Origin of the sequence: Roseateles sp. (assembly GCF_044373315.1) — a bacterium.
In the GTDB taxonomy this organism is placed as follows: domain Bacteria; phylum Pseudomonadota; class Gammaproteobacteria; order Burkholderiales; family Burkholderiaceae_C; genus JACDQM01.
Genome location: NZ_JBILQK010000206.1, coordinates 1 through 2,846, shown reverse-complemented (window position 1 = coordinate 2,846; position 2,846 = coordinate 1). Strand labels below are relative to the sequence as shown.

The 2,846-nt window shown below is 66.7% G+C and carries 2 protein-coding genes; both read right to left on the bottom strand.

Annotation, left to right across the window (positions count from 1 at the left end):
* On the bottom strand, positions 1-2,511 hold a 2,511-nt coding region (gene pepN / locus ACIQ67_RS20440; RefSeq protein WP_397536210.1), incomplete at its 3' end, for an aminopeptidase N.
* A 70-nt stretch (positions 2,512-2,581) separates the two neighbouring features.
* Positions 2,582-2,846 (bottom strand): peptide chain release factor-like protein (locus ACIQ67_RS20435; RefSeq protein ID WP_397536209.1); only part of this gene is annotated, 265 nt, incomplete at its 5' end.

Below are 2,846 nucleotides of genomic sequence, written 5' to 3'. Positions count from 1 at the left end.
GATCGCATCCAGCGCCAGCACCTGCTCGGCCCAGAACACATAGCCTGCCGCGTCCTTGCGGTGGAAGGCGGCCGGGTTGAACAGGCACAGCGAGGACACGAGGCTGCGCGCACGGTTCGGGTTCTTCAGCGTGAAGTCCGGGTGCTGCAGCAGTTGCTTGACGCGGGCAAAGGTCTTGCCATCCTGCTCGGGCGCGCGCGCCTGCAGCGCGAACCATTTGTCGGTCACCAGCGCGTCGCCCTTGAACAGCGCATGGAAGCGGTCCAGCGCGGGCTGCGCCAGCTCGGCATGGGCGCCAACCAGGGCCGACAGCGCGCCCAGGCGCACCGTCATGTCGCCGGCATCCTTGAAGCGCTGGAAAGCGCGGCCGGGCCAGACCGTGTCGCCACGCCGCGTCGCGTCCAGCACCAGCATCGCCAGCGCCAGATTGGCCAGCGCGCGCTTACCCGACGAGACCGGATCGGGCGTGTAGCCGCCCTGGATCTGGTTGGCATCGAAGGCGGCTTCCCAGTCGTCACGCAGGGCTTTGGCCAGCTGCTGCTGGGCGGCTTCGACCGCCGCGTGGATGGCCTGCGGGTCGACCTGGTCGAGCTGCTCGGCGATGTAGGCTTCGTCCGGCAGCGTCAGCGCCAGTGCCTTGAAGGCCGAGTCCAGCGCCGGGTGGCGGAGCACGGCGCGCATGGCGTCGATATAGGCCTCGTCCAGCAGCAGCGGTTGGCCGCTGCGCACGGCCGCCAGCAGGCGATTCAGGCCTAGGCGCTGGCCGGCTTCCCAGCGGTTGAAGGCGTCGCTGTCATGCTTGAGCAGCACCAGCAGGTCGGCGTCGGCGAGGCCGTCGTCCAGCAGCACCGGGGCCGAGAAGCCGCGCAGCAGCGAAGGCACAGGCTCGCTGGCCACGCCGGTGAAGACGAAGCTTTGCTCGGCGGCATCCAGCACCAGCACGCGCTCGGTGCCGACAGCCGCAGCTTCGCCCTGCAGTTGCAGCGGCAAGGTCTGACCCTCGCGCGACAGCAGGCCCAGCGCCACCGGGATCACCTGCGGCAGCTTGGTGTCCTGGCCCGGCGAGGGCGGGTTGCTCTGCTGCAGGCTCAGCGTGTAGGTCTGGGCGGCGGCGTCGTACTGGCCGCGGGCCTGCACGCGCGGCGTGCCGGCTTGCGAGTACCAGCGCTTGAAAGCATCAAGGCGGCTGCTCAGCTCGGAGCCCGGGTTGGCATCGGCAATGGCCTGCGCGAAGTCGTCGCAGGTCACGGCCTGGCCGTCATGGCGCTCGAAGTACAGCGCCATGCCCTTCTCGAAGCCGGCGCGGCCGACCAGAGTCTGGTACATGCGCACCACTTCCGAGCCCTTGTCGTAGACGGTGGCGGTGTAGAAGTTGTTGATCTCGACATAGCTGTCCGGGCGCACCGGGTGCGCCATTGCGCCGCCGTCTTCGGGGAACTGCATGGCGCGCAGGCCGCGCACATCCTGGATGCGGCAGACCGCGCGAGCGCTGGGGCTCCCGGCCATGTCCATCGAGAACTCCTGATCGCGGAACACGGTCAGGCCTTCCTTCAGCGAAAGCTGGAACCAGTCGCGGCAGGTCACGCGGTTGCCGGTCCAGTTGTGGAAGTACTCGTGCGCGACGATGCTCTCAATGCGGCCGAAGTCCGCATCGGTGGCGGTGGCTGGCGAAGCTAGCAGGGCGCTGGTGTTGAAGATGTTGAGGCCCTTGTTCTCCATCGCGCCCATATTGAAGTCGGACACGCCGACCACCATGAAGCGCTCCAGATCCAGCGGCAGCTTGAAGCGCGCCTCGTCCCAAACCAGCGAGGCGATCAGCGAGTTCATTGCATGCTCGGTCTTCTCCAGATCGCCGCGGCGCACATAGACCTGCAGCAGGTGGTCCTTGCCGGCGCGGGTGCGCACGCGCTGCTCGCGCGCCACCAGATCGGCCGCCACCAGCGCGAACAGATAGCTCGGCTTGGGGAAGGGGTCATGCCACTTGGCAAAGTGGCGACCGTTGTCCAGCGTCCCGGTTTCCAGCAGATTGCCGTTGGACAGCAGCACCGGATATTTGGTCTGGTCGGCGCGCAAGGTCACCGTGTAGACCGCCATCACATCGGGGCGATCCAGGAAGTAGGTGATGCGGCGGAAGCCCTCGGCCTCGCACTGCGTGAAGAAGCCACCCCCCGAGGTGTACAGGCCCGACAGCGCGGTGTTCTTCTCCGGCGCGCAGGTGTTGCGGATCTCCAGCGCGAAGTCGGCGTCCGGCGCGCCTTCGATAATCAGCTCATGGCCTTCCTGGCGGAAGGACACGCTTTCGCCGTTGATCAGCACGCGCAGCAGGTTCAGCTCTTCACCATGCAGGCGCAGCGGGCCGTGCGGCACGGCCGTGTTGCGCTCGACCTGCATCTTGCTGGTGACCAGGGTCTTGGCCGGTTCCAGATCGAAAGTCAGGTCGACGCTGCGGATCCAAAAGGCGGGCGCCGTGTAGTCCTCACGGCGGATCAGGGTGGCAGTGCCTTCACGCATCATGGCGGGCATCCTTGGGGTTCAGTACAAAGCAAAGCCCCGGTGGATCACACCGGGGCACGGGTCGGCATCAAACGCCTTGCTTGAGGCTCTCGGTGATGAAGGGATCGAGATCGCCGTCCAGCACCTTCTGCGTTGCCGATGTCTCGTAGTTGGTACGCAGATCCTTGATGCGGCTCTGGTCCAGCACGTAGCTGCGGATCTGGTGACCCCAGCCCACGTCGGTCTTGGTGTCTTCCAGCTTCTGCTGCTCTTCCATGCGCTTGCGCATCTCATGGTCGTACAGGCGTGAGCGCAGGCGCTTCCAGGCGGTGTCGCGGTTGCTGTGCTGGCTG